This window comes from Rubrivivax sp. A210 (assembly GCF_904426505.1).
GTDB lineage: Bacteria > Pseudomonadota > Gammaproteobacteria > Burkholderiales > Burkholderiaceae_C > Rubrivivax.
Genome location: NZ_CAJGBN010000023.1, coordinates 328,356 through 354,271, shown reverse-complemented (window position 1 = coordinate 354,271; position 25,916 = coordinate 328,356). Strand labels below are relative to the sequence as shown.

General features: G+C 69.1%; 25 protein-coding genes. 18 read left to right on the top strand and 7 right to left on the bottom strand.

Annotated elements, in window-relative coordinates; genetic code table 11:
• Nucleotides 1-23 precede the first annotated feature (23 nt).
• The 3 genes from JMV16_RS15200 to JMV16_RS15190 are packed head-to-tail and all read left to right on the top strand — an operon-like array spanning nt 24 to nt 3,384.
• Nucleotides 24-1,466, top strand: coding sequence for an alpha/beta fold hydrolase (locus tag JMV16_RS15200; protein ID WP_201495127.1), 1,443 nt, complete (start codon nt 24-26; stop codon nt 1,464-1,466).
• A complete protein-coding gene (locus JMV16_RS15195) occupies nt 1,463-2,224 on the top strand; it encodes an ATP-binding cassette domain-containing protein (protein WP_201495126.1) in 762 nt (253 codons plus the stop codon). The genes JMV16_RS15200 and JMV16_RS15195 overlap by 4 nt, the downstream gene beginning before the upstream one ends.
• Complete coding sequence (locus JMV16_RS15190) at nt 2,221-3,384, top strand: ABC transporter permease (RefSeq protein ID WP_201495125.1); 1,164 nt, start codon at nt 2,221-2,223, stop codon at nt 3,382-3,384. Before JMV16_RS15195 ends, JMV16_RS15190 begins: the two co-directional genes overlap by 4 nt.
• Before the next feature lie 59 nt (nt 3,385-3,443).
• On the opposite strand, the gene JMV16_RS15185 is transcribed toward JMV16_RS15190, so the two are convergent.
• On the bottom strand, nt 3,444-3,752 hold the full coding sequence (locus JMV16_RS15185; protein ID WP_201495124.1) for a hypothetical protein: 309 nt from the start codon (nt 3,750-3,752) through the stop codon (nt 3,444-3,446).
• A 210-nt stretch (nt 3,753-3,962) separates the two neighbouring features.
• On the opposite strand from JMV16_RS15185, the gene JMV16_RS15180 reads away from it, so the two are divergent.
• The 4 genes from JMV16_RS15180 (at nt 3,963) to JMV16_RS15165 (ending at nt 8,460) form a co-directional block, all read left to right on the top strand.
• Nucleotides 3,963-4,676, top strand: coding sequence for a helix-turn-helix transcriptional regulator (locus tag JMV16_RS15180; RefSeq protein WP_201495123.1), 714 nt, complete (start codon nt 3,963-3,965; stop codon nt 4,674-4,676).
• Nucleotides 4,677-4,818: 142 nt separating this feature from the next.
• The gene (locus JMV16_RS15175; protein WP_201495122.1) at nt 4,819-5,010 is read left to right on the top strand and encodes a hypothetical protein; all 192 of its coding nucleotides are present in this window, start codon (nt 4,819-4,821) and stop codon (nt 5,008-5,010) included.
• 88 nt (nt 5,011-5,098) lie between these two features.
• Nucleotides 5,099-6,346 (top strand): HlyD family secretion protein, encoded by a 1,248-nt coding sequence (locus JMV16_RS15170; protein ID WP_201495121.1) that lies wholly within the window; start codon nt 5,099-5,101, stop codon nt 6,344-6,346.
• Nucleotides 6,343-8,460 carry a peptidase domain-containing ABC transporter gene (locus JMV16_RS15165; RefSeq protein ID WP_201495120.1) on the top strand — a complete coding sequence of 706 codons (2,118 nt, stop codon included), beginning with the start codon at nt 6,343-6,345 and terminating at the stop codon, nt 8,458-8,460. Before JMV16_RS15170 ends, JMV16_RS15165 begins: the two co-directional genes overlap by 4 nt.
• Nucleotides 8,461-8,467: 7 nt before the next feature.
• Here the strand turns inward: JMV16_RS15165 and JMV16_RS15160 are convergent, their stop codons facing one another.
• The 3 genes from JMV16_RS15160 to JMV16_RS15150 form a co-directional block, all read right to left on the bottom strand.
• Nucleotides 8,468-8,668, bottom strand: coding sequence for a DUF2892 domain-containing protein (locus JMV16_RS15160; RefSeq protein WP_201495119.1), 201 nt, complete (start codon nt 8,666-8,668; stop codon nt 8,468-8,470).
• A 106-nt stretch (nt 8,669-8,774) separates the two neighbouring features.
• On the bottom strand, nt 8,775-9,461 hold the full coding sequence (locus tag JMV16_RS15155; RefSeq protein WP_411565036.1) for a Crp/Fnr family transcriptional regulator: 687 nt from the start codon (nt 9,459-9,461) through the stop codon (nt 8,775-8,777).
• 7 nt (nt 9,462-9,468) lie between these two features.
• On the bottom strand, nt 9,469-9,732 hold the full coding sequence (locus JMV16_RS15150) for a YkgJ family cysteine cluster protein (RefSeq protein ID WP_201495118.1): 264 nt from the start codon (nt 9,730-9,732) through the stop codon (nt 9,469-9,471).
• A 65-nt stretch (nt 9,733-9,797) separates the two neighbouring features.
• Here JMV16_RS15150 and mnmG point away from each other — a divergent pair, with 65 nt between their 5' ends.
• The 5 genes from mnmG (at nt 9,798) to JMV16_RS15125 (ending at nt 14,674) form a co-directional block, all read left to right on the top strand.
• Nucleotides 9,798-11,765, top strand: a complete 1,968-nt coding sequence (gene mnmG, locus JMV16_RS15145; protein WP_201495117.1) for a tRNA uridine-5-carboxymethylaminomethyl(34) synthesis enzyme MnmG — start codon at nt 9,798-9,800, stop codon at nt 11,763-11,765.
• 5 nt (nt 11,766-11,770) lie between these two features.
• A complete protein-coding gene (gene rsmG, locus JMV16_RS15140) occupies nt 11,771-12,406 on the top strand; it encodes a 16S rRNA (guanine(527)-N(7))-methyltransferase RsmG (RefSeq protein WP_201495116.1) in 636 nt (211 codons plus the stop codon).
• A gap of 111 nt (nt 12,407-12,517) precedes the next feature.
• On the top strand, nt 12,518-13,129 hold the full coding sequence (locus JMV16_RS15135) for a LysE family transporter (protein ID WP_201495115.1): 612 nt from the start codon (nt 12,518-12,520) through the stop codon (nt 13,127-13,129).
• Nucleotides 13,126-13,890 carry a ParA family protein gene (locus JMV16_RS15130; RefSeq protein WP_201495114.1) on the top strand — a complete coding sequence of 255 codons (765 nt, stop codon included), beginning with the start codon at nt 13,126-13,128 and terminating at the stop codon, nt 13,888-13,890. Before JMV16_RS15135 ends, JMV16_RS15130 begins: the two co-directional genes overlap by 4 nt.
• Complete coding sequence (locus JMV16_RS15125) at nt 13,883-14,674, top strand: GNAT family N-acetyltransferase (protein ID WP_201495113.1); 792 nt, start codon at nt 13,883-13,885, stop codon at nt 14,672-14,674. Before JMV16_RS15130 ends, JMV16_RS15125 begins: the two co-directional genes overlap by 8 nt.
• On the opposite strand, the gene argC is transcribed toward JMV16_RS15125, so the two are convergent.
• Entirely contained in the window at nt 14,671-15,618 is a 948-nt protein-coding gene (gene argC / locus JMV16_RS15120) for an N-acetyl-gamma-glutamyl-phosphate reductase (RefSeq protein ID WP_236580529.1), read from the bottom strand. The two genes, JMV16_RS15125 and argC, sit on opposite strands and share 4 nt — an antisense overlap.
• A 100-nt stretch (nt 15,619-15,718) precedes the next feature.
• Here argC and JMV16_RS15115 point away from each other — a divergent pair, with 100 nt between their 5' ends.
• The 6 genes from JMV16_RS15115 to JMV16_RS15090 all read left to right on the top strand — a co-directional run bounded on the left by JMV16_RS15115 (nt 15,719) and on the right by JMV16_RS15090 (nt 23,512).
• The gene (locus tag JMV16_RS15115; protein WP_201495111.1) at nt 15,719-16,234 is read left to right on the top strand and encodes a hypothetical protein; all 516 of its coding nucleotides are present in this window, start codon (nt 15,719-15,721) and stop codon (nt 16,232-16,234) included.
• 34 nt (nt 16,235-16,268) lie between these two features.
• Nucleotides 16,269-17,162: a ParB/RepB/Spo0J family partition protein gene (locus tag JMV16_RS15110; protein WP_201495110.1), complete on the top strand. Its 894-nt coding sequence runs from the start codon at nt 16,269-16,271 to the stop codon at nt 17,160-17,162.
• A 385-nt stretch (nt 17,163-17,547) separates the two neighbouring features.
• On the top strand, nt 17,548-19,470 hold the full coding sequence (locus tag JMV16_RS15105; protein WP_201495109.1) for a PrkA family serine protein kinase: 1,923 nt from the start codon (nt 17,548-17,550) through the stop codon (nt 19,468-19,470).
• A 6-nt stretch (nt 19,471-19,476) separates the two neighbouring features.
• Nucleotides 19,477-20,763 carry a YeaH/YhbH family protein gene (locus tag JMV16_RS15100; protein WP_201495108.1) on the top strand — a complete coding sequence of 429 codons (1,287 nt, stop codon included), beginning with the start codon at nt 19,477-19,479 and terminating at the stop codon, nt 20,761-20,763.
• Nucleotides 20,760-22,310, top strand: coding sequence for a SpoVR family protein (locus tag JMV16_RS15095; protein ID WP_201495107.1), 1,551 nt, complete (start codon nt 20,760-20,762; stop codon nt 22,308-22,310). The genes JMV16_RS15100 and JMV16_RS15095 overlap by 4 nt, the downstream gene beginning before the upstream one ends.
• Before the next feature lie 476 nt (nt 22,311-22,786).
• Nucleotides 22,787-23,512 (top strand): PEP-CTERM sorting domain-containing protein, encoded by a 726-nt coding sequence (locus JMV16_RS15090; RefSeq protein WP_201495106.1) that lies wholly within the window; start codon nt 22,787-22,789, stop codon nt 23,510-23,512.
• A gap of 56 nt (nt 23,513-23,568) precedes the next feature.
• On the opposite strand, the gene JMV16_RS15085 is transcribed toward JMV16_RS15090, so the two are convergent.
• Both JMV16_RS15085 and JMV16_RS15080 read right to left on the bottom strand, forming a co-directional pair.
• A complete protein-coding gene (locus JMV16_RS15085) occupies nt 23,569-24,555 on the bottom strand; it encodes a tripartite tricarboxylate transporter substrate binding protein (RefSeq protein WP_201495225.1) in 987 nt (328 codons plus the stop codon).
• Between the two features lie 40 nt (nt 24,556-24,595).
• On the bottom strand, nt 24,596-25,822 hold the full coding sequence (locus JMV16_RS15080) for a pyridoxal-phosphate-dependent aminotransferase family protein (RefSeq protein WP_201495105.1): 1,227 nt from the start codon (nt 25,820-25,822) through the stop codon (nt 24,596-24,598).
• Between the last annotated feature and the right edge of the window lie 94 nt (nt 25,823-25,916).

Sequence of the window (25,916 nt, the reverse complement as noted above, 5' to 3'; positions counted from 1 at the left end):
GCTTGGGCTGTCGCGGCCTGGCGATGAAGCGGCTGGCGCTGTTGGGGGCCCTGGCGTGGGCGCTGGCTGCGCCGCCGGCCGCGGCCGCCGAAACCCGGCCCGGCCTGACCGCCTGCCGACTGGCCGGCGTCGAGCACGAGGCCTTCTGCGGCAGCGTCACGCGGCCCCTCGATCCGGCACGGCCCGACGGCGTACACATCGACGTTCACTTCGCGGTGCTGCCGGCGCTGGCGCGCCAGCGTCATCCCGACCCGGTGTTCTTCTTCGCCGGCGGCCCGGGGCAGAGTGCCATAGCTCTGGCAGGCAGCGTGGCCCGGCTGCTGGCGCGGCTTTCCAACCGGCGCGATGTGGTGCTGGTGGACCTGCGCGGCAACGGTCGCAGCGCGCCCCTGGCCTGCGACGAGCCGGGCCAGCCGTTGGCCCGGCTGGCCGAGATGGCCGACCCGGCGCTGGCGCTGCAGCGCCTGAGCGCCTGCCGCCAGCGGTTGCAGCGGCTGCCGCATGGCGATCTGCGCCACTACACCACGGCGCTGGCGGTACAGGATGTCGATGCCGTGCGGCGGTCGCTAGCCGCCGGGCGCATCAACATCGTCGGCACCTCCTACGGCACGCGGGTGGCGCTGGACTACATGCGCCAGTTTCCGGCTGCGGTGAGGCGCGCCGTGCTCGATGGCGTGGTGCCGCCCGACATGGCCTTGCCGCAGGCGGCGGCGGCTGATCAGCAGGCAGCGCTGGCCGCCGTCTTTGCCGCCTGTGGGGCCGAGGCTGGCTGCCGCGCTCGCCACCCTGGCCTGGTCGCCGACTGGCAGCGCCTGCTGGCCGGCGCCCCGCATGCGGCCACGGTGCGCGACCCGCTCACCGGCGTGCCGCAGACACTGAGCCTGGGACGTGACGCGCTGCTGGGCCTGGTGCGCCAACCGCTTTACGCGCCCTCGCTGGCGGCGGCGCTGCCGGCGGCCATTGCCGAGGCGGCCAGCGGGCGCTTCGATCCGCTCATCGCGCTGGCCCAGGCGGTGCAGCCGGCGCGGCGCGGCCGGGTTGCCGTCGGCCTGCACTATTCGGTGGTCTGCGCCGAGGACGTGCCGCGCATGGCGGCGGATGCCGGCGAAGCCTTTGCTGACACCTATCGCCAAGCTTGTGCCGACTGGCCGCGCGGCGAAGTGGTGGCTGACTTCTATCACTTGGGCCCGGCCCCGGCGGCGACGCTGCTGCTGTCGGGCGGCGCCGACCCGGTGACGCCGCCGCGCCACGGTGAACGCGTGGCGCGTGTGCTGGGGCCGCGCGCAAGCCATGTTGTGGTGGCCCAGGGCGGCCATGGCCTGCTGGCCCTGCCCTGCCTGCGCGACGTGGTCTTCCGCTTCATCGCCGCCGAAGACGAGGCCGCGGCCCTGACCGTGGACACCGGCTGCGCCAGTCAGCTGCCGCGGCCCCGCGCCTTCGTGCCGCCGACCGGGGTAGCGCCGTGATCGAAGTGGTGGGCCTCGCCAAGGCCTTCCGCCCGGGCCGGGGGCGCGCGGCATCCTGGGTGCGGGCGGTGGACGGCGTGGACTTCGTCGCTGCCGACGGCCGCATCACCGGCCTGCTGGGCCCCAACGGCGCCGGCAAGACGACGACGCTGCGCATCGCCGCGGCGCTGATCGAGCCCGACGCCGGCCAGGTGCTTGTGGACGGCATCGAGGTCGCGCGCCAGCCACGGGCGGCGCTGGCGCGCATGGGCGTGCTCAGCGATGCGCGCGGCCTCTACCCGCGGCTGACGGCGCGCGAGAACATCGTCTACTACGGCCGCCTGCACGGCATGTCGGCCCCGGCCGCGAACGCGCGTGCCGAGGCCCTGGCGCGGGTGCTGGAGATGGCGGCCCTGCTCGACCGCCGCACCGAGGGCTTCAGCCAGGGCGAGCGCATGAAGACGGCGCTGGCCCGTGCCCTGGTGCATGACCCGCCCAACATCGTGCTCGACGAGCCGACCAACGGCCTCGACGTGCTGGCCACGCGCGCCTTGCGCGAGGCGCTGCGCCGGCTGCGCGACGAGCAGGGCAAGTGCATCGTGTTTTCCACCCACATCATGCAGGAGGTGGAACGCCTGTGCGACCACGTCGTCGTGATGGCGCGTGGCCGCACCGTCGCTGCCGGCACGGTGGCCGCGCTGGGCACACTGGCCGGCACGGCGGATTTCGAGGAAGCCTTCGTGCGCCTGGCTTATGGCGGCGCGGGGGCGGCGCCGTGAAGGCGGCCTGGATCGTCTACCGCAAGGAGCTGCTCGACGCGCTGCGCGACCGCCGCACGCTGCTGATGGTGCTGCTCAGCTCGGTGGCCATGGGCCCGTTGGTGCTGGTGCTGGTGTCGCAGCTGGTGGCCGGTGTGGAGAAGCGGGCCGAGGCGCGCACCGTGGTCGTCCACGGCATGGAGCACGCGCCGACGCTGCGCAACTTCATCGAGCGCCAGACCTACGCCGTGGCCGCGGCGCCGGCCAACTACGAGCAGCAGCTGCGCGACAGCACGCTCGGCGACCCGGTGCTGGTGATCCCGCCCGGCTTCGAGGACGCGCTGCAGCGCGGCGAGGCGCCCGAGGTTGAGCTTGTCTCCAGCGCCGCCAACCGCCGTGCCCAGATCGGCAGCGGCGCCGTGCTGCGCCTGCTGCGCGCCTTCAACCAGGAGCAGGCCACGCTGCGCCTGGTGCTGCGCGGCGTCGCGCCGGCGCTGCTGGAGGCGGTGCAGGTGGAGGAGCGCGACCTTGCCGATCCGGCCCAGCGCGCCGCCCAGCTTGGCACCATGGTGCCCTTCTTTGTGCTGATGGCTGTGCTCTACGGCTGCCTCAATGCGGCGCTGGACAGCACCGCCGGCGAGCGCGAGCGCGGCTCGCTGGAACCGCTGCTGATGAACCCGGCCGCACGCGGCGCCCTGGTGCTGGGCAAGTGGGGCGCGGTGGCCAGCATCGGCATGCTCATCGCGGTGCTGTCCTGCCTGAGTTTCCTGCCCGGCCAGTGGCTGCTGCGCAGCGAGGCGCTGTCGGCGATGTTCCGCTTCGGCCCCGGTGAGGCGCTGGCCTTCGTCGCCCTGCTGCTGCCGCTGGCGGTGGCGCTGGCGGCACTGCTGATGGCCATCGCCATCCGCTGCCGCAGCTTCAAGGAGGCGCAGGCGAACGCCACCGGGGTGATGCTGGCCTTCTCGCTGCTACCGCTGGTGGGCCTGCTCAACCAGGAGGGCACGGCGCCCTGGCATCTGTGGCTGCCGGCGTTGGCCCAGACCACGCTGATGGGCCGCGTGCTCGGCGGCGAGCCGCTCACTGCCGCCGCCGTGCTGCCGGGGGTGGCGGTGTGTGCCGCGCTGGCGGCGCTGTCGCTGGCCTATGTGGCGCGCACGCTGCGCCGTGCCGCGCTCGCCTGACCGGGGTTTGCCTTCAACCGCCTGCCGCCGTCATCCGGTTGGATGCAGACCCGCAGGGATCAATTGGCGCGCTGCCCCAGTGCCCGATGCACCTCCTGCTGCCAGGGCAGCGCGCTCACCAGTTCATTGAGGAAGAGCGCCGCCTCCTGCGCGCTGAGCACCGCGCCTTCGGCGCCGACCAGGCGCAGATTGGTGACCACGGCCAGCGGGTCGGCCATCGCCACCACGCCGCGGCAGATCTGTATCCAGTCCCAGGCCATGCCGGCCTCGCCTTCGGCACTGGTGGCCGCCCAGATGGTCTGGCCGGCGGCCGTGCCCGCGGCCGGTCCGACCGGCATCACACGCGTGCCCAGGTGTCGAAAGCGCACGGGCGCGGGTTCACCGGCCTGCCACAATAAGGGTGGCCAAGCGCGCAGCGACCAGGGTGCGGCCACAGGCAGTGCGGGGGCTTGGTTTCGGGACTGAATGGCTGTGTTTCGCATATCGCTATCTTTCGACATGAAGGCGCCACGGGAAAGCTGTAAATCCTGTCAGGGCAAGCCATTCGCTGACGAGGCTCACAGTTAGCGAGGAGGGCCATGCTCCCTGGTGGATATTCGTCGGTATTGAGGGCTGCCAATCGCGAAGAATTTCGCGAGGAACTGGTGCGTTTTTCACACGGGCTCGGCTTCGACACGGTGTCGGCCATCACCGTGGTCGACCTCGGCCTCGGCAAGTGCGAGTTCATCAATGTCGACAACACGCCGGCCGAGTACACCGACACCTATCTCGATCCGGTGATGCAGCGCAGCGATCCGGTGATGCAGCATTGCCGGCGCCATAGCGTGCCCATCGTCTGGGACCAGGAGACCTATGTCGAGCGCGGACTGGGCGAGTTGTGGGAGCACCAGGCCCGCCACGGTTTTCGCACCGGCATCGCGATGGCACTGCACCTGCCCGAGGGCAAGCATTTCCAGTTCGGCGTCGACCGCGAGGATCCCCTGCCCAGCGACGCGCAGGAACTGCAGCGCCTGGTGGCCGACCTGCAGCTCTTTGCCGTCCATGCCCAGGACACCGCGCTGCGCCTGCTGCTGCCTCCGGCCGAGCAGCCCGAGCGCCCCAGCCTCACGCCGCGCGAGCTCGACGTGCTGCGCTGGACCATGGAGGGCAAGACCGCCTGGGAAGTGGGCGCGGTGCTGGGCATCAGCGAACGGACGGCGGTCTTTCACGTCACCAACGCGATGCACAAGCTGGGCTGCATCAACAAGCAGCAGGCGGTGCTCAAGGCCTTGCGGCTGGGCCTGATCGACTGATTTCGGTGGCAATGGCCTCTGAACCGGAAGTGGCCCGGCGCCCATGGCCCTGTAAGAGCTGACAGTTATCGGCGCCGCGACGCGCTGCTCCAATGTCGTGAACCGTGCCACCGGGCACGCCTTTCGACCCTGGAGCCGCACCATGAACTTCTCGATCCGCCGCACCACCGCCACGCCCAGCTTGAACGCACCGGCTACCCAGCGCCAGCCGGAGAAGCGCGGCCCGGTTGAACTGCAGCCCCAGCAGCTGGCCCAGGTGGCCGGTGGCTCGCCCAAGGGCGGCTGGTCGCCGGCCGCGGTGATCGATTCGCCCAAGGGCGGTTGGTCCGCCTGATCGCAGCTTTTGTTCGCGCCCCGGGATCGATCCCTCCGGGACCGAGGCGTTGGCGGGCCGGCGCAAGCCGCCCGCCCTTTTATTTGCCATGCTTGAATCGCGCCCCCTCTTCCGCGCCGAGGCCCTGGCGGCCCAGCGCCAGTCCTGGCTGGGCGCGGTGCAGCTGGCGCGGCCACTGGCGCTAAGCTGGATCACGGCCGGCGTGCTGGCGGTGGCCGCCGCCGCCGCCAGCTTTCTCTTTTTCGCCGAGTACACGCGCAAGGCCTCGGCCGGCGGTGTGGTCGTGCCCGATCTCGGTCTCATCCGGCTGCTGCCCGCGGCGGCGGGCACGGTGCTGGAGCGCCGCGTCAACGAGGGCCAGGCGGTGCGCGCGGGCGATGTGCTGTTCGTGATCGCGCTCGAACGCCCCCTGCTCGCCGGCCCGGCCCAGGGCCAGGTGAGGCGCAGCCTGGACGAGCGCCGGCGCAGCCTGGCTGAGGCGGCGCGCACGCAGAAGGCGCTGGCCGAGGCCCGCCGCAGCGGCTTGAGCGCGCGGCTGCGCGCGCTGCAGGCCGAGGCGGTGCAGCTCGATGCCGAGATCGCGCTGCAGCAACAGCGGCTGGCCCTGGCCCAGAAGGCGATGACGCGGCTGGAATCGCTGCAGGCCGAGAGCTTTATCTCGCCGGCCCAGACCCAGGCCAAGTCCGAGGAGCTGCTGGAGGTGCGCGCCGCGGCGCAGACCCTGGTGCGCCAGCGCGCGGCGCTGGCACGCGAGCAGGCCGAGCTCGAGGGCGAGGCCGGCGCGTTGCCGCTGCTGGCCGGCGGCGCGGTGGCCGGGCTGGAGCGCGACCTGGCAGTGGTCGAGCGCGAGGCCGCCGAGCAGGACGCCGAGCAGCGCCTGGTGGTCCACGCGCCGCGCGACGGCACCGTCAGCACGGTGCTGGCCGAGCCCGGCCAGAGCGTCACGCCGGCTGCGGCACTGGCCACGCTGGTGCCGGCCGGGGCCACGCTGCAGGCTCAGCTCTACGCGCCGTCCAGCGCGGTGGGCTTTGTGCGGCCGGGCCAGGCGGTGCGCCTGCGCTTCGAGGCCTTCGCCTACCAGAAGTACGGCCACCAGCCAGGCCATGTGCTGCGCGTCTCGCCCTCGCCGCTGGCGGCCAGCGAGCTGGCCGCGCTGGCCCTGCCCGCCGCGCCGGGCGGCGAACCGATGTTCCGCATCACCGTGGCGCTGGAGGAAGGCGCCTTGGCGCTGCCGCTGGCCGCGGGCATGCGGCTGCAGGCCGATGTACTGCTGGACCGCCGCCGACTCATCGAATGGCTGTTCGAACCCCTGCTGGGCTTGCGGAGCCGGGTGTGAGCCTGCACGGCCTGCACTTCGGGGGCCCGGTCGTGCCGGTGATCCTGCAGACCGAGGCGGCCGAGTGCGGCCTGGTCTGCCTGGCCATGGTGGCGGGCGCGCACGGCCTGCGTACCGACCTGGCCAGCCTCCGCCAGCGCTTCTCGATCTCGCTCAAGGGCGCGACGCTGGCCGACCTGGTGCGCATTGCCGACGGCATGCAGCTGGGCGCACGCGCGCTGCGCGCCGAGCCCGACGAGCTGGGCCAGATCGCGCTGCCCTGCATCCTGCACTGGAACCTGAATCATTACGTCGTGCTGGTGGCCTTGCGCGGCGACGAGGCTCTGATCCACGACCCGGCCCACGGCGCGCGGCGCGTCAAGGCAGCCGAGCTGTCGCGCAGCTTCAGCGGCGTGGCGCTGGAGCTGCAGCCGGCGCCCGGTTTCGTGCCGGCGCGGCAGCGGCGCCGCGTCTCGCTGCGTCAGCTGTTGGGGCCGGTGAGCGGCCTGAAGCGCTCGCTGGCGCAGATCCTGGCGCTGGCGCTGGCGCTCGAGCTCTTCGTGCTGTTCAGCCCCTTCTTCATGCAATGGGTGGTGGATGGTGTGCTGGTCAGCGGCGACCGCGACCTGCTGCTCACGCTGGGCCTGGGCTTCACGCTGCTGGTGGGGGTGCAGGTGCTGACCGCCGCCGCTCGCGCTTGGGCCGTGCTGGTGCTGTCGGCCACGCTCAACCAGCAGTGGCTGCTCAACGTCTTTGCCCACCTGCTGCGGCTGCCGGTGGAGTGGTTCGAGAAGCGCCAGCTCGGTGATGTCTGGTCGCGCTTTGGTGCGTTGCAGCAAATCCAGAGGGCGCTGACCACCCATTTCGTCGAGGCTGTGCTCGACGGTGCCCTGGTGCTGCTGACGCTGGTGATGATGGCGCTCTACAGCCCCACGCTCAGCGCGGTGGCGCTCTCCGCGGTGGCCGCCTATGGCCTGCTGCGCTGGGCCGGCTATCGGCCGCTGCGCGAAGCCAGCGAGCAGGCGCTGGTGTTCGAGGCGCGCCAGGGCAGCCACTTCCTCGAGTCGGTGCGCGGCGTGCTGGCGATCAAGCTCTTCAACGCCCAGGCCGACCGCCGCTCGCGCTTTGCCAGCCTGGTGGTCGACACCATGAACGCGCAGATCGCGGTGCGGCGGGTGGAGCTGTGGGCGGCGGTGGCGCACCGCCTGCTCTTCGGCCTGGAGCGTGTGGCCGTGGTCTGGATCGGCGCCTGGCTGGTGCTGGAGGGCCGCCTCACGGTGGGCATGCTGTTCGCGTTCTTCGCCTACAAGGAAACCTTCGCGGCGCGCGTCAGCGGCCTCGTCGACAAGGCGGTGGAGCTGCGCATGCTGGGCCTGCAGGGCGAGCGCCTGGCCGACATCGTGCTCACCGCACCCGAGCCGGAGGCAGGATCGGGCCAGCCCGAGCACGCCGGCATCGAGCTGCGCGATGTGAGCTTTCGCTATGCCGACGGCGAGCCCGAGGTGCTTCTGCACCTCAACCTGAAGATAGACGCCGGCGAATCGGTGGCCATCGTCGGGGCCTCGGGCGGCGGCAAGTCCACCCTGCTCAAGCTGATGCTGGGCATCCACGAGCCGAACGCGGGCCAGGTGCTGGCCGGCGGCGTGCCGCTGGCGCGGCTGGGCCTGGCGCGCTGGCGCGAGCAGGTGGGCGTGGTGATGCAGGACGAGCCGCTGTTCTCGGGCACGGTGGCCGACAACATCTGCTTCTTCAGCCCCGAGCCCGACCTCGCCTGGCTGCGCGAGTGTGCCCGCGTGGCCGCGGTACACGATGAGATCGAGGCCTTGCCGATGGGCTATGACACCCTGATCGGCGAGCTGGGCACGGTGCTCTCGGGCGGGCAGAAGCAGCGCGTGCTGCTGGCTCGCGCCCTCTACAAGCGGCCGAGCATCCTGCTGCTCGACGAGGCGACCAGCGCCCTCGATGTCGAGCGCGAGCGCCTGGTCAACCAGGCGGTGCGCAAGCTGGCGTTGACGCGGGTGATCGTGGCGCACCGGCCCGAGACGATTGCCTCGGCCGGGCGCGTCATCGTGCTGCAGGGCGGCCGCATCGCGCAGGATCTGCGCAGCCTGTCCGCTGCAGCGCCGATGCCCTAGGCCTGCTTCAGGCCTTGGTGGACTTCAGCGGGCAGGTGTTCATGCCCAGCAGCGGGTAGATGGGGCAGAAGCTGACGGCACCAGTGAGCAGCGGCACGACGCCGATCCAGCCCCAGACGCCGATGGTTCCGGTAAGCGTGAGGGCGATCAGCACGAGGCCGGCCACGATGCGGAGGATGCGGTCGATGCCGCCGACGTTGGATTTCATGGGGTGCTCCTGGACTTTGGTTTGAGGCGCAGGCCCGTTCGGCCAGCGTCGCTACTGTGCGCCCGACACCCCCTGCCGGTCGGTGACCTGGGTCACACGCGCAAAGTCAGGGCGCCGGCAGCGGGCCGCCGGCGGCCAGGGCGCGCAGCGCCTGGCTGTCGAGCAGCTCGATGCGCTCGCGCCCAAGCCGCACCCAGCCGGCGCGTTCGAAGCGGGCCAGCAGGCGAGAGATGATCTCGCGCACCGTGCCCAGTTCGTCGGCCAGGGCCTGGTGGGTTGTGTGTACCTGGGCGCCGCGGCCCAGCAGTGCGGCTGCAAGGCGCTGGTCCAGGCGCTGGAAGGCGACGGCCTCGGCCAGGGCCATGAGGTCGGCCAGGCGGTCGCCAAAGATGCCGAAGACGAAGTGGCGGAAGGGCGGATGGCCCATCCAGCGCTCGAATCCCGGCGGCGTGAGCAGGGCCAGCTCGGTGGCTTCGGAGGCTTGGCCATGGGCAGCCAGCGTGGCGGTGCCGAAGAGGCAGGAGGTGGAGACCACGCACAACTCGCCGGGGGTGACGCGGTAGAGCTCCAGCGTGCGCCCGCCGGGCGAGCCGCGCGCCACCCGCACCGCGCCCGAGAGCACGAGCGGAAATCCGCGGCAGGGGCTGCCCTCGTCGAAGAGCAGGGTGCCGGCGGGCACTGTGAGGCGCTGGGTCTGGGCCGCGAGAACGGCATCCAGCAAGGCCGGGTCCATGCCCTGCAGCGCGGGATAGAGGGCGAGCAGGCGGGTGCCGGTGTCGTCGGGTTGGGTCACGGTGGGGTCAGGAGTGGGTGGGGTTGGTGGCGGTTTCGAGGGCGGTGAGCCAGGCCATCGCCTGGTCGCGATCATTGCCGCACATCGCGGGGCCCGGCTGCAGGTTCAGGCAGACGGGCGGGCGTTCGGGCCGGCCGAACAGGCGGCAGCGCTCGGCCTCGTCAAGCTGGACGCAGCGCTGCCCGGCCGGCTTGCCTTGCGGCATGCCAGGTATGGGTGATGAGATCGAGGGCGCCGTGCAGCAGGCGCCGCAGCGTGGGCGGCAGTCCATGGTGGCCTTGATGCTAGCCCTTGGGGCGGGCAAGTCGGGGGCATGTTCGTAGAATCGCCCTTCCCATGCTGCACCCTCAAGCCTTCGACGTCATCGTGGTCGGCGGTGGCCATGCCGGCACCGAGGCCGCGCTGGCCGCCGCGCGCATGGGCTGCGCGACCCTGCTGCTCACACACAACATCGAGACCCTGGGGCAGATGAGCTGCAACCCCTCGATAGGCGGCATTGGCAAGGGCCATCTGGTGAAGGAGGTCGACGCGCTGGGTGGCGCGATGGCCGAGGCCACCGATGAGGCCGGCATCCAGTTCCGCATCCTCAATGGCAGCAAGGGCCCGGCGGTGCGGGCCACGCGCGCCCAGGCCGACCGCATCCTCTACAAGGCCGCGATCCGTCATCGCCTGGAGAACCAGCCGAATCTCTGGCTGTTCCAGCAGGCGGTGGACGACTTGATGCTGGAGGGCGGCCGCGTCGTCGGTGCCGTCACGCAGGTGGGCCTGCGCTTCCGCGCCCGTGCCGTGGTGCTGACGGCCGGCACCTTTCTCGATGGCCGCATCCATGTGGGCCTGCAGAACTACAGCGCCGGCCGCGCCGGCGACCCGCCGGCGGTGAGCCTGTCGGCGCGGCTCAAGGAGCTGAAGCTGCCCCAAGGCCGGCTCAAGACCGGCACGCCGCCGCGCCTGGATGGGCGCACCATCGATTTCACCCGCCTGCAGGAGCAGCCGGGCGACCTGGACCCGGTGCCGGTGTTCAGCTTCCTTGGCAGCGCCGACCAGCACCCGCGGCAGCTGCCCTGCTGGATCACCCACACCAACGAGTACACGCACGAGATCATCCGCAGCGGCTTTGACCGCAGCCCGATGTTCACCGGCGTCATCGAGGGCACGGGCCCGCGCTACTGCCCCAGCATCGAGGACAAGGTCAACCGCTTTGCCGACAAGGGCTCGCACCAGATCTTCCTCGAGCCCGAGGGGCTGACGACGCACGAGTTCTATCCCAACGGCATCTCGACCAGCCTGCCCTTCGACATCCAGCTCGCCGCCGTGCGCTCGATGGTGGGGCTGGAGCAGGCCCACATCCTGCGCCCGGGCTATGCCATCGAGTACGACTACTTCGACCCGCGCGAGCTGAAACCCAGCTTCGAGACGCGCGTGGTCGATGGGCTCTTCTTCGCCGGCCAGATCAATGGCACCACAGGCTACGAGGAAGCGGCGGCCCAGGGCCTCTACGCCGGCGTCAACGCCGCGCTGCAGGCCCAGGGTCGCGAGCCCTGGACGCCGCGGCGCGACCAGGCCTACCTGGGCGTGCTGGTCGATGACCTGGTCTGCAAGGGCATCACCGAGCCCTACCGCATGTTCACCAGCCGCGCTGAATACCGTCTGCAGCTGCGCGAGGACAACGCCGACCTGCGCCTCACCGAGGCCGGCCGCGACCTCGGTCTGGTCGATGATCGCCGCTGGGCCGCTTTTTCGCTCAAGCGCGAGCGGCTGGAGCGGGAACTGCAGCGCCTGCGCGCGACCTGGGTGCGCCCCGCCACTCTGCCCGCGGCCGAGGCCGAGCGCCTGCTGGGCAAGGCGCTGGAGCACGAATACGCCCTGGTCGACCTGCTGCGCCGGCCCGGAGTCGGCTTCGACGCGGTCTGTGAAGCGGCGTTGATCGCCGGCCAGGTTGGCGCTGTTTCACGTGAAACACTGCGGGCCGAGTTCGGTGTGAGCGCGGCTGACGCCGTGATCGAACAGGCCGAGATCGCGGTGAAGTACGCCGGCTACATCGACAAGCAGAACGACGATGTAGCGCGCGCCGCATCCTTCGAGAACCTGCCCCTGCCTGAAGAGCTGGACTACGCCCAAGTCACCGCCCTGTCCTTCGAGGTGAGGCAGAAGCTGGCCCGCCACCGGCCCCAGACCCTGGGCCAGGCGGCGCGCATCTCCGGCGTCACGCCGGCGGCGGTGTCGCTGCTGCTGGTACATCTGAAGAAGGGCCGGCTCAAGGCGACGGCGCTCCTGGCGGCGCGCGACGACAGCCTGCCCGATTGATCGCGATGGAAGGCGAACTCGTTCCCATCTTCGCCGCTCTGGGGCTCACGCCCACGGCCGCCCAGGCTCAGGCACTGACCGCCTATCTGGACTTGCTGCAGCACTGGAACGCCACCTACAACCTGACGGCGGTGCGCGAACGCGAGGCCATGCTGAGCCAGCATCTGGCTGATTGCCTGGCGGTGCTGCCGCCCCTGGTGACTCGCTGCGCGAACGGCCGCGTGCTCGATGTCGGCAGTGGCGGCGGCCTGCCTGGCGCGGTGCTGGCCATCATGGTGGCCGGGTTGGACGTGACCTGTGTCGACACTGTCGGCAAGAAGGCCGCCTTCATCCGCCAGGTGGCGGGCAGCCTGAAGCTGGCCAACTTGCACAGCATTCATGTGCGGGTGGAATCGCTGGTGGCCCCGCCCTTCGACCTGATTTGCTCGCGCGCCTTCGCCTCGCTGGCCGATTTCGTCCGCCTCACGCGCGGTCATCTTTCTCGCCAGGGCGTCTGGATGGCGATGAAGGGCAGGCGGCCCGACGACGAGATCGCGGCGCTGCCGGCCGACATCGACGTGTTTCACGTGGAACATCTGACGGTGCCCGGCCTGGACGCCGAGCGCTGCCTGGTCTGGATGCGGATCAAGGCCGTTGCCTGAGCCGCGAGCGGCCTGGAGCCGCCCGATTTCTGCGCTACGCTTTCGAGTCTGCCGGCGAGCCTCCGCGCCCGCCTCCGCAGCCCCGCCCGCTGTCATTTCCGGAGACCACCCATGCTCGGCATTGCCGACTACGGCGCCTTTTGCGCCGCCGTCCTCTTGTTCCTGGCCCTGCCCGGCCCCGGCACCTTTGCGCTGCTCACGTCCACGGCCAAGGGCGGCTTTCGCGCCGGTGCCGCCGCCACGGCCGGCGTGATCCTGGGCGACCAGGTGCTGCTGTGGCTGGCCGTGGCCGGCGTCGCTGCGCTGCTGGCCGCCAACCCCATGGTCTTCAAGGCGGTGCAATACGCCGGCGCCGCCTACCTGGGCTGGCTGGGCCTCAAGCTGATCTTCGCCAAGCCGGGCTCGGCATCGCCCATCCGCATCGAGCCGCGTGACTACGGCCGCCAGGCCTTCTTGATCACCCTGCTCAACCCCAAGGCCATCGTCTTCTACATGGCCTTCTTCCCGCTCTTCATCGATCCGGCCCAGCACCGCGGCGCCCCCACTTTCGTCGCGATGGCACTCACCATCGCCGCCATTACCGCCGTCTACTGCCTGCTGCTGTGTGCCTTTGCCGAGGCGGTGAGCGCCAAGGTCAGGGCGCACCGGCGCCTGGCCGGCGGGCTGGAGAAGCTGGCTGGCGTCTTTCTCATCGCCTTCGGCATCCGCCTGTCCACGCAATGAGCCGCATCTTCTGCATCGCCAACCAGAAGGGCGGCGTCGGCAAGACCACAACCACGGTCAACCTGGCGGCCGGCCTGGCCCAGGTGGGCAAGCGCGTGCTGCTGGTCGACCTCGACCCCCAGGGCAATGCCACCATGGGCTCGGGCATCGACAAGCGTGCGTTGGACCCCAGCGTCTACGACGTGCTGCTCGAATCGGCCAGCGTGGTCGATACGCGCCGGCCCAGCCCCCAGGGCGGCTACCAGGTGCTGGGTGCCAACCGCGAACTGGCCGGCGCCGAGATCGAGCTGGTGGAGCTGGATCGCCGCGAGCGCCGTCTCAAGGCCGCGCTGGCCACCGTGCGCGATGACTATGACTTCGTGCTCATCGATTGCCCGCCCTCGCTGAGCCTGCTCACCCTCAACGGCCTGTGCGCCGCCCATGGCGTGATCGTGCCCATGCAGTGCGAGTACTTCGCGCTCGAAGGCCTGTCGGACCTGGTCAACACCATCAAGCAGGTACACGCCAACCTTAACCCCGACCTGCAGATCATCGGCCTGCTGCGCGTGATGTTCGACCCCCGCATCACGCTGCAGCAGCAGGTGAGCGACCAGCTCAAGGCCCACTTCGGCGACAAGGTGTTCAACACCGTGATTCCGCGCAATGTGCGCCTGGCCGAGGCGCCCAGCTACGGCCAGCCTGGCGTCAACTTCGACCCGGCGTCCAAGGGTGCCCAGGCCTTCGTCGAGTTCGCGCGGGAAATGGCGCAGCGCCTTGGTTGACGAAACCCTGCTCTCCCGCATCGAGGATGCGGGCCTCAACGCCAGTGCGCCGCCGCAGCAGCGCTGGCTGGACGGCTGGCTGCTGCGCTTCTCGCCCGGCAAGGCCAAGCGCGCTCGCTGCGTCAATGCGGTGGCCATCGGGCGGCTGCCGCTGGCCGACAAGCTGCGGCTGGCCGGTGATGTTTTCCGCGAAGCCGGCTTGCCGATGGTGGTGCGCATCACCCGCTTCACCCAACCGGCCGGGCTGGATGGGCAACTGGCCGCGCAGGGCTTTGCGATGCTGGACGACACGCGGGTGATGGTCTGTCCCGCCCTGCCCGCTGCGGCTGACCATGCGCAGCCGCTCGCACCCCCGGCCGGGACGCACTGGGCGCGGCTAGCTGCCGCCAGCTACGCGGCCGAGGTCGGTGCGCTGCGCGGCTCGCCGCCTGAGCAGCGACTGGCCCACGCCGAGCGCCTGGCGCATTCGCCCGTGGCCTATCAGGGTTGGGCGATCCGGCGCGATGGCGACGGTAGCGTGCTCGCTTGCGGCCAATTTGCGCGCGAAGCTGAGCTGGTGGGGCTCTACGACATTTACACCCGCGAAAGCGAGCGCGGCCGCGGCCTGGCCCGCCTGCTGTGCCGGCAGTTGCTGGCGCTGGCCGCTGCCGAGGGCGCGGCGGTGGGCTATCTGCAGGTCGATGCCGACAACGAGGCTGCGCGCCGCATCTACCGCGGCCTGGGCTTTGCCGACGCCTATGCCTACCACTACCGGCAGGCGCCGGACAGTGAGCCGGGCGGCTAGAGGCCCAGTCCTTCGTCGACGCCCAGGTGTACGTTCATCGCCTGCACCGCGGCGCCGCTGGCGCCCTTGCCCAGGTTGTCCAGGCGGGCCATCAGGATGGCCTGGCTGTCGTTGGCGAAGACGAAGATCTCGACGCGGTTCGTGTCGTTGCAGGCCTGCACGTCAAAGAAGCCGCCTTCCAGCGTGGCCGGGTCGCGCAGCGGCTGCACGCGGATGAAGCGCTCGCCGGCGTAATGGGTCACGAGCGCGGCGTGCAGCGCCTCGGGCGTGGTACCCAGGGCTGCGCAGTCCAGCGGCGCCGAGACCGCCAGGCCCTTGTAGAAGTTGCCGACGATGGGCATGAAGATGGGTCGCGCCTTCAGCCCCGTGTGCGCCATCATCTCCGGCACATGCTTGTGGACCAGGCTGAGCCCATAGGGGCGCGGTGAAGTAAGTGCAGGCTCAGCGCCCGAGGCCCGTGCGGCCTCGTACTGCTCGATCATCTTCTTGCCGCCACCGGAGTAGCCGGTGATCGAGGTCGCGCTCACGCCAGTGCCGGGCGGCACCAGACCGGCGTCGACCAGGGGGCGCAGCAGCAGGATGAAGGCGGTGGCGTGGCAGCCCGGGTTGGCGATGCGCTTGCCGGCGCGTATCGCCTCGCGCTGGCCCGGCGCCAGCTCGGGCAGGCCGAAGGCCCAGCCCGGCAGGGTGCGGTGGGCGGTGCTGGCGTCGATGAGGCAGGTGCGGGGGTTGTTCACCAGCGCCGCCGCTTCGCGCGCTGCGGCGTCGGGCAGGCAGAGGAAGGCCACATCGGCGGCATTCAGCAGGCGGGCACGCTCGGCCGCGTCCTTGCGGCGCTCGGGGTCTATGCGCAGCACCTCGATGTCGCGCCGCGCCGCCAGGTATTCGTGGATGCGCAAGCCCGTCGTGCCCTCCTGACCATCGACGAAAACGGTGTAAGCCATGCTGTGCCCCGCGGACAATGCCGTGCAAAGGCGCAAAGGATACGGGAATGCAGGCGGGCACGGGCGCGGCGATGGAAGCGGCGGCAGCGGGGCGCGGCGCGTGAAGTCGCCGGCCCTGCGCGCCCTGAAGCTCGGCGTCCTCATTGCCGCCGTGCTGGGCTTGCTGCACTGGCTGGGCGTGGGCCTGCCGCTGCTCTTTGCGCTGGCCGTCTTCCTGATCGTGCCAACCCTGGTCGTGCCCTGGATCGCCGCCAACTGGGCCAGCGACCTGCGGCGCTGGATGCGCGCGCACTTCTGGGCCCGCGAGCAGGGCCGCTTCCACAGCTTTGCCGGCGTGCCGCTGGAGATCGAGGACGACGGCCGCCATGTCTGGGTGGATGGCGAGGGCCTGCTGCGCGCCCAGGGTGGTCGCCGCGAGCCCGAGGAGGCGCTGGCCGCGCGCCATGCGGGCAAGTGGCGGCGCGATGGCCAGGGCCGGCTGATGCTGCGCGTCGACGCCGTGGTGCAGGTGCTGGCCACGCGGGCCGGCCGCGACGAGCCGCGCGTGCAGCGCCTGCGCCGCTACCTGGAGCGTGACGTGCTCTACCCGGCGCAGCGGCGGCGTGAAGTCCGCTGAAGGCCGCATGCCGGGGCTGACGGACAATCGGCCCATGGTGACGAAAAAACCCAAGGGCCTGGGCCTTGGCCTGGAAGCGCTGCTCGGCCCCAAGGTCAGCGACGCCCCGGCCGCAGCCGAAGGCCAGCCCGGCACGCTGTCGCTGGACCTGCTGCGGCCCGGCAAATACCAGCCGCGCACACGCATGGACGAGGGCTCGCTGTACGAGCTGGCCGAGAGCATCAAGAGCCAGGGCGTGATGCAGCCCATCCTGGTGCGGCCGCTGGACAGCGGGCGCTACGAGATCATCGCCGGCGAACGGCGCTTCCGCGCCGCGCGGCTGGCCGGCCTGGACACGGTGCCGGTGCTGGTCAAGGCCGTCAGCGATGAAGCCGCCGCGGTGATGGCGCTGATCGAGAACATCCAGCGCGAAGACCTCAATGCCCTGGAAGAGGCGCAGGGCCTGCAGCGCCTGGTGACCGAGTTCCATCTCACCCACGAGCAGGCGGCCCAGGCCGTGGGGCGCTCGCGCAGCGCCGCCAGCAATCTGCTGCGCCTGCTCAACCTGGCCGAGCCAGTGCAGCAATTGCTGATGGCCGGCGACATCGAGATGGGCCACGCGCGTGCCCTGCTGGCCCTGCCGGCGGCGCAGCAGGTGATGAGCGCCCAGGAGATCGCCGCGCGCAAGCTCAACGTGCGCGAGGCCGAGAAACTGGTGGCGCGCGCCGCCGCGGCCGAGAAGGCGCCCGGCCCGGAGAAGGCGGCCAAGGCCAAATCGCGCGACATCACCAGGCTGGAAGAGCGGCTGGCCGATCATCTGACGGCCGCGGTCGAGATCCGCGTCAAGCGCCGCACGCGCCGCGGCGAAGCTGGTGAGGTGGCCATCGCCTTCGGCTCATTGGAAGAACTGAACGGCCTGCTCGACAAGCTGGGCGCCGCGGAAGCCTGAGCGCCGGCTGGCAGGGAACCTTCATCGGGCCGCCCTGCTCCATCGCGGTGCGTGGCGGCGTCATCGCCGCCGCCTTCTGAAGCGTTGAAGGGGGGCGGCTGGCGATTTGCCGCAAAGGCACGCGTCTTGCGAAGCCTGGCGTGCGAGGGTTTGTTCACACCCGCCACCGCAGGGGATGGGCACGATGCCCACGCCGGGCGGCGCGTGCAGGCGCAGAATGATCCTCGCTGTGATGTAGTGATGCGGCCGGTGGCACCATGCACCGGCAAGCCGGAAAGCTCTGATGGCGTCTGGGCCCGTGAAGCCGGGACGTCATCAGAACTTCCCAGGTGCGGCCCAGGGGCAGGAGTGTCCTCCCCGCCGTGCGCTGGTTGCCGGAGGCCGCATGGACGTCATCAGTCATTTCGCCGCTCGCTTTGAGCGCACGCGCGAGGAAGAGCTCTCGCTCGAGGATTACCTGGCCGAGTGCAAGCGCAACCCGCTGGCCTATGCCACCGCGGCAGAGCGCATGCTCAAGGCCATCGGCGAACCCAGGACAGTGGACACGCGCAGCGAACCGCGCATGTCGCGCCTGTTCGCCAACAAGCTGATCAAGGTCTACCCGGCCTTTGCCGAGTTCTATGGCATGGAAGACGCCATCGAGCAGGTGGTGAGCTATTTCCGCCACGGCGCCCAGGGCCTGGAGGAAAAGAAACAGATCCTCTACCTGCTGGGCCCGGTGGGCGGTGGCAAGAGCAGCATCGCCGAGCGCCTGAAGCAGCTGATGCAGGACGTGCCTTTCTACGCCATCAAGGGCAGCCCGGTGAATGAATCGCCGCTGGGCTTGTTCGATGCGGTCGAGGACGGCCCCATCCTGGAAAGCGAATACGGCATCCCGCGCCGCTACCTCAACCGCATCCTCAGCCCCTGGGCGGTGAAGCGGCTCGAGGAATTCGGTGGCGACATCCGCAAGTTCAAGGTCGTCAAGCGCCACCCCAGCATCCTCAAGCAGATCGGCATCAGCAAGACCGAGCCGGGCGACGAGAACAACCAGGACATCAGCAGCCTGGTCGGCAAGGTCGACATCCGCAAGCTCGAAAGCTATTCGCAGGACGACCCCGACGCCTACAGCTACAGCGGCGGCCTCTGCCTGGCCAACCAGGGCCTGCTGGAATTCGTCGAGATGTTCAAGGCGCCGATCAAGGTGCTGCACCCGCTGCTGACGGCCACGCAGGAAGGCAACTTCAAGGGCACGGAGGGCTTTGGCGCCATCCCGTTCGACGGCATCGTGCTCGCGCACAGCAACGAAAGCGAATGGAAGGCCTTCCGCAACAACAAGAACAACGAGGCCTTCCTCGACCGCATCTACATCGTCAAGGTGCCGTATTGCCTGCGCGTCAGCGAAGAGATCCACATCTACGAAAAGCTGCTGCGCAATTCATCGCTGGCCCAGGCCACCTGCGCGCCGGGCACACTGAAGATGATGAGCCAGTTCGCCATGCTCACGCGCCTGAAGGAACCCGAGAACTCGTCGCTCTATTCCAAGATGCTGGTCTATGACGGCGAGAACCTGAAGGACACCGACCCGCGCGCCAAGAGCTACCAGGAATACCGTGATTACGCCGGTGTCGACGAGGGCATGAGCGGCATCAGCACGCGCTTCGCCTACAAGATCCTGTCCAAGGTCTTCAATTTCGACAGCACCGAGATCGCCGCCAACCCGGTACACCTGATGTATGTGCTGGAGCAGCAGATCGAGCGTGAGCAGTTCTCGAAAGAGCTGGAAGACAAGTACGTCGGCTTCATCAAGGAATTGCTGGCCCCGCGTTACGCCGAATTCATCGGCAAGGAAATCCAGACCGCCTATCTCGAAAGCTACAGCGAATACGGCCAGAACATCTTCGACCGCTACGTCACCTACGCCGACTACTGGATCCAGGACCACGAGTACCGCGACACCGACACCGGCGAGGTGTTTGATCGCGCCAGCCTGAATGCCGAACTCGAGAAGATCGAGAAGCCGGCCGGCATTGCCAACCCCAAGGATTTCCGCAACGAGATCGTCAACTTCGTGCTGCGGGCGCGCGCCAGCAATCAGGGCAAGAACCCGGTCTGGACCAGCTACGAAAAGCTGCGCACGGTGATCGAGAAAAAGATGTTCAGCAACACCGAAGAGCTGTTGCCGGTGATCAGCTTCAATGCCAAGGCCAGCGCCGACGAGGCCAAGAAGCACGAGGACTTCGTGACGCGCATGGTGGCCAAGGGCTATACCAGCAAGCAGGTGCGGCTGCTGTGCGAGTGGTACCTGCGTGTGCGCAAGTCAAGCTGAGCGCGCATGCAGCACATCGTTGATCGCCGGCTGGCGGGCAAGAACAAATCGATAGGCAATCGAGAGCGTTTCCTGCGCCGCCACAAGGAGCAGATCCGCGAGGCGGTCAAGCGTGCCATCGACGGCCGCGGCATCCGCGATGTCGAGCGCGGCGAGGACATCCACATTCCCAAGAAGGATCTGAACGAGCCGGTGTTCGGCCATGGCCCCGGCGGCGTGCGCGACATCGTCCACCCGGGCAACAAGGAGTATGTGCAGGGCGACCGCATCGAGCGGCCCAAGGGTGGCCAGGGCGGTGGCAGCGGCAAGGGCCAGGCCAGCGACCAGGGCGAGGGAGAAGACGATTTCGTCTTCTCGCTTTCGCGCGAAGAGTTCATGCAAGTCTTCTTCGAGGACCTGGCCCTGCCCAACCTCGTGCGCACACAGCTCGCCGCCGTGCCCGAATGGAAGAGCCACCGCGCCGGCTACACCAGCGACGGCACGCCCAACAACCTGCACGTCGTGCGCAGCATGCGCGGCGCTTTAGGTCGGCGCATCGCGCTGGGCGCCAGTTCGCGGCGCGAGGTACACGAGCTCGAAGAACAGCTGGCTCAATGCAAGGCTCTGGCGGCCCCGGGCGACGAAGTGGCCGCGGCCGAGATCAAGACCTTGCAGGAACGCATTGCCGCGCTGCGCGCACGCATCGAGCGCATTCCGTACCTCGACCCCATAGACCTGCGCTACCGCAGCCGCGTGCGCGTGCCGGTGCCCACCAGCAAGGCGGTGATGTTCTGCCTGATGGATGTCTCGGGTTCGATGGACGAAGGCCGCAAGGAGCTTTCCAAGCGCTTCTTCATCCTGCTCTACCTGTTCCTGACGCGGCACTACGAGAAGATCGAACTCGTCTTCATTCGCCACCACACGCAGGCGCAGGAAGTCGACGAGGAGAACTTCTTCCACGCCCGCGAGACCGGCGGCACCGTGGTCAGCAGTGCCCTCGTGCTGATGGAAGAGATCATCCGCGCCCGCTACTCGCCCAGCGAGTGGAACATCTACGGCGCCCAGGCCAGCGACGGCGACAACTGGCACCACGACAGCGGCCGCTGCCGCGAACTGCTGAGCGACAAGCTGTTGCCGCTGGTGCGTTACTTCGCCTATGTGCAGGTGGCCGAGGAAGAGCAGAACCTGTGGGAGGAATACACCCAACTGCTCGACGCCCACCGCCACTTCGCGATGCGCAAGGCCACCGAGGCCTCGCAGATCTACCCTGTCTTCCGCGATCTGTTCAAGAAGGAAGGCGCGAAAGCAGCATGAAGCTCAAGCCCGCCGCCCTGGAACACCCCCTGCCCCTGGCCGAACGCCCGGCCAGCCACCTGCCCGCGCCCAGCGACTGGTCTTTCGAGCTCATCGAGCATTACCACCGCGTCATTCGCGCCACCGCCGAGCGCTACGGGCTCGACACCTACCCCAACCAGCTCGAGATCATCACCGCCGAGCAGATGATGGACGCCTACGCCAGCGTGGGCATGCCGGTGAATTACCGCCACTGGAGCTACGGCAAGGAATTCATCGCCACCGAGAAGAACTACAAGCGCGGCCACATGGGCCTGGCCTACGAGATCGTCATCAACAGCAACCCCTGCATCAGCTACCTGATGGAGGAAAACACGATGGCGATGCAGGCCCTGGTGATTGCCCATGCCGCCTACGGCCACAACAGTTTCTTCAAGGGCAATTACCTGTTCCGCATGTGGACCGACGCGGCGTCCATCATCGACTACCTGGTCTACGCCAAGAATTACGTCAGCGCCTGCGAGGAGAAGCACGGGCTCGAAACGGTGGAGGCCTTTCTCGACAGCTGCCATGCGCTGGCCAACCACGGCGTCGACCGCTACCGCCGCCCGGCGCGCAAGTCGCTGGCGCAGGAACTGGCCGAGCGCACCGACCGCGAAGAATACGCCCAGCGCCAGGTGAACGACCTCTGGCGCACGCTGCCGCGCAAGGCCGAGAAGGACGCCCAGGCTGCGGCCAGCCGCCGCTTCCCTGAAGAGCCGCAGGAGAACCTGCTCTACTTCATCGAGAAGAACGCGCCCCTGCTCGAACCCTGGCAGCGCGAGATCGTGCGCATCGTGCGCAAGGTGGCGCAGTACTTCTACCCGCAGCGCCAGACCCAGGTGATGAACGAGGGCTGGGCCACCTTCTGGCACCACAAACTGCTCAACACCATGTACGACGACGGTTTTCTCACCGACGGCGTGATGATCGAGTGGCTGACCTCGCACACCAACGTCATCTACCAGCCGCCGGTGGGCCACCGTGCTTACAGCGGCCTCAATCCGTATGCGCTGGGCTTCGCGATGTACACCGACATCAAGCGCATCTGCGAGAACCCCGGCGATGAAGACCGCGAATGGTTTCCCGAGATCGCCGGCAAGCCCTGGCTGCCGGTGCTCGACCACGCCATGCGCAACTTCAAGGACGAGAGCTTCATCGGCCAGTACCTGAGCCCGCGCCTGATGCGCGAGATGCGCCTCTTTGCCATCCACGACGACGCGGCCAAGGCCGAACTCGAGGTGAGTGCCATCCACGACGACGCCGGCTATCGCCGCGTGCGCGAGGCGCTAAGCCGCCAGTACGACCTCGGCTCGCGCGAGCCCGACATCCAGGTCTGGAACGTCAACCTGCGCGGTGATCGCAGCCTCACGCTGCGCCACAGCCAGCACAACGACCGCCCGCTGCACGAAAGCGGCCAGGAAGTGCTCAAGCACGCGGCCCGGTTGTGGGGTTTCGGCGTGCAGCTCGAAAGCTGCAATGCCAAGGGCGAAGTGACCAAGCGCTGGAGCGTGCCGGCGCCGGCCTGAATCTCGCCGCGCCAGCCAGCGGCTGCCGGATACCCCCGATTCGCGGGGGTATCCATGGCGCGGGTGGGTCGGGTTTGAGGTGCATCAAGGGTGGGTATTCGCCATTCCCGCTGGCGCAATCCGGCCCAACTCGACCCATTGCGCCGAGTAAGAATTCTCGACAGACTGGAGTGCCGCCAAAGCGTGAAGTTATTCACGTTTTCCGAGGTACGCAGCCACCGTTCGTGACTTTGTTCACGAATCGCAATTTTCACCTTTGTCGAGAAAATTGACATACGGATCGGAGTGGCCTGCCTTGCATCCCCTGAACGGAGGATGGTTCTATTAAGTCGTTGTTTTTGGTGAAGTTTTCCCTTTGGCGTTGTTGGGCCCGGATATTGCCTATTACCAAGGTGCCGTGCTCGACCTGCATTTGCCTGTCGCGCTGCGCATACCTGACACGGTGTTGTCGGCCCGAAACTCCAATGGAGAACTTCATGCATGGATTGAATTCGCCTTTCTCGCGTCTGGCTCTGGCTCTGGCGGCGCTCACGGCTTCGGCATCCGCGCTGGCCGTACCCACCTACGGGGATATCGCATCGCCGCCCGGCGTTTACTTCGGCACCGGCAATGTCAATGGCAACTGGACCATAGACACCACCAACAATGTGGAAGTGGCGCTGCGGATCAAGGATCGCGCCACCCTGGCCACCATCGATGGCTCCAGCGGCGTCTACCGCGCCAATCCTGGCTTGTGCAACCCGATCTGCGGCGGCAGTAGCAAGGCCAACTGGAACTACGAGTTCTCGGTCAACACCCGTGCCAACGGCTCCGGCGTGCTGGATCTGACCAATGTGTTCGCCATCCTCGAGGTCGACATCGACGGGACGGCCGGCACCAACTTCACGGCCATAAATCTGTACGCCAATTGGAACGACAACTCCTACTGGAACGGGGCACGGACCATCGGGGTGGCCCCGGCGGCAGGCGACTACGGCGTGCAGCAGTCGGCCAACCCGCTGTTCGCCAACTCCGGCTTCAATTTCCTGCCTGGTCGTGGCCTCTATGACCTGCGCCTGTCGGTCTATGTCAACGACGCCGGCAACCGCGGTGCGCTGCTGGCCAGCACCTCGACCCAGGTGACCATTCCCGAGCCCGCCAGCCTGGGCCTGGCCGGTCTGGCCCTCGCCGGCCTGGCCGCCACGCGCCGCCGCCGCGGCTGATGGCCCCTCCGGCTTGAAGGCAGCCAAGGGCCCCCTGTGCGGGGCCCTTGTGCGCTTCAGGTTTCGACCCTGACGTTGCCTTCCTTCACCACGCGCGCCCACTTCAACTGCTCGCTCGCGATGAAGGCCGCGAACTTCTCGCGCGAGCCGCCGCCGTCTTCGGCGCCATAGGTGTCGAGCTTTTCCTGCACGTCAGCCATGGCCAGCACCGCGTTGACGTCGCGGTTGATCTTGTCGGCGATGGGCGTGGGCAGCTTGCCCGGGCCGACCAGGCCATACCAGGTCGTGGCCTCGAAGCCAGGGTAGCCCTGCTCTTCCATCGTCGGCACATTCGGGTGGCCCTTGGCGCGCTGGGTGCGCGTCTGCGCAATGGCGATCACCTTGCCGCTCTTCACATGCGGCGTGGCCGAGGTCATGGTCTCGAAGCAGTACTGGATCTGGCCGCCCATCAGGTCAGTCAGCGCCGGGCCGCTGCCCTTGTAGGGGATGTGCAGCGCGTCGACCATGGCCCGCACCTTGAACATCTCCAGCGCCAGGTGCTGGGCCGAGCCGGGGCCGGCCGAACCGAAGGCGATCTTGCCCGGCTCGGCCTTGCACAGGGCCACCACGTCCTTCACGCTCTTGTTGGGTGCGCCGGGGTGGGCGATGAGCAGATTGGGCGTGACGCCCACCAGCACCACGGGCACAAAATCGCGCTCGACGCTGTAGCGCAGCTTGGTCGGCTGCAGCGCCGGGCCCAGGGCGTGGCTGTTGATGTGGGCCATCAGGAGGGTGCTGCCGTCGCTGGGCTGCTGGGCCACGTATTCGGCCGCCAGCAGGCCCGCGGCGCCGGCCTTGTTCTCGACGATGACCTGCTGGCCCCACATCGCGGAGAGCTTCTGCCCCACCACGCGCGCCAGCGCATCGGTGCCGCCGCCGGGCGGAAAGCCCACGATGATGCGCACCGGCCCGCCGGGCCAGGCTGCTTGCGCCCAGGCGGCGGGGCCGGCCAGCGTGGTGGCCAGGCTGGCGGCCACGCCTTGGACCAGGGTGCGTCTTTGCATCGTCATGTCGTCGTCTCCTTCCGTTCCTGCCGGCCAGGCCTTAGGCCGCGTGGGCCGAGAAATGATCCATCGCTGCCTGCACGCCGCTGCCGCGGGTGGCGATGCCGGCCAGCTTCAGCCCCATCTCGACGCCGGCCACCATGGCCAGCAGCGTGAGGTCGTTGCTGTCGCCCAGATGGCCCATGCGGAACATGCGGCCCTTGAGCTTGCCCAGGCCCGTGCCCAGGCTGAGGTCGAAGCGCGTGTGGATCAGCCGGCGCAGCGCGTCGGCATCCACGCCCACGGGCGTGACCACGCCGGTCAGCACTGGCGAATGGACGGCCGCGTCGGCGCACTGGATGGGCAGGCCCCAGGCGTTGACGGCGGCGCGCACGCCGGCAGCCCAGCGCTGGTGGCGCGCAAACGTGGCGTCCAGGCCCTGGCCGTCGGGGCCCAGCACCATCTCCAGCGCCTCGTGCAGGCCGTAGAGCAGGTTGGTGCTGGGCGTGTAGGGCCAGTAGCCGGTCTTGTTCATCTCGACGATCTCGTCCCAGGCCCAGAAGCTGCGCGGCAGCTTCGCCGACCTGGCGGCCTCCAGGGCGCGCGGGCTCAGGGCGTTGAAGCTGATGCCCGGCGGCAGCATCAGGCCCTTCTGCGAGCCGCTGACGGTGACGTCCACGCCCCATTCGTCGTGGCGGTAGTCGGCGCTGGCCAGGCCGCTGATGGTGTCGACGATCAGCAGCGCCGGGTGTTGCGCCGCGGTGATGGCGCGGCGCACGGCGGCGATGTCGCTGGTGACGCCGGTGCTGGTTTCGTTGTGTACCACGCAGACGGCCTTGATGGCGTGGCCGGCGTCGGCGCGCAGGCGCTGCGCTATCAGGTCGGCCTGCACGCCGCGCCGCCACGACAGCGGCAGGCCGGTTTCGGCACAGGTGCCGGGCAGCGACAGGAACTCGGGCCTGAGCCCCAGGCGCAGCGCCATCTTCTGCCACAGCGTGGCGAACTGGCCGCCCTCGTACATCAGCACCGCGTCACCGGGGCTGAGGGTGTTGACCAAGGCCGCTTCCCAGGCCCCGGTGCCGCTGGCCGGGTAGATGGCCACCGGGTGCCGGGTCTTGAACACCTGCTGCAGGCCGGCAATGAGCTTGAGCCCCAGCGGGCCGAACTCGGGGCCGCGGTGGTCGATGGTGGGCAGGCTCATGGCGCGCAGGATGCGGTCGGGCACCGGGCTGGGCCCGGGGATCTGCAGGAAATGGCGGCCGGTGGGATGTTGGTCGAGCTTGAGCATGGAGGTTCCTTGATCGGGCCAGTCTTGCATGTGGCGCAGGGGCGTGCGTGGTGGCTTTCCCGGGGGGATGGGCAGGCCCTGCGGCGCCAGAATC